Origin of the sequence: Paenibacillus cookii, assembly GCF_018333375.1 — a bacterium.
Classification (GTDB): domain Bacteria; phylum Bacillota; class Bacilli; order Paenibacillales; family Paenibacillaceae; genus Paenibacillus_AQ; species Paenibacillus_AQ cookii.
Map to the genome: position 1 here is coordinate 1 of NZ_BORW01000162.1, position 231 is coordinate 231.

The following is a 231-nucleotide window of genomic DNA, read 5'->3' on the forward strand; positions in this document are numbered from 1 at the left end:
CTATGAGCGATGGGGTGACGCAGGAGGGTAGTGACGCAGACGGATGGATGTCTGTCCAAGCAGTGAGGCTGATGTGTAGGCAAATCCGCACATCGTTAAGGCTGGGCTGTGACGGGGAGGGAAAATTGCAGTACCGAAGGTCATGATCTCACACTGCCAAGAAAAGCCTCTAGCCAGGTGAAGGTGCCCGTACCGCAAACCGACACAGGTAGGCGAGAAGAGAATTCTAAG

General features: G+C 54.5%; 1 rRNA gene. It reads left to right on the plus strand.

The window, feature by feature from the left end:
* Window positions 1-231: ribosomal RNA gene (locus KI367_RS27935) — 23S ribosomal RNA — on the plus strand; the annotation flags it as partial.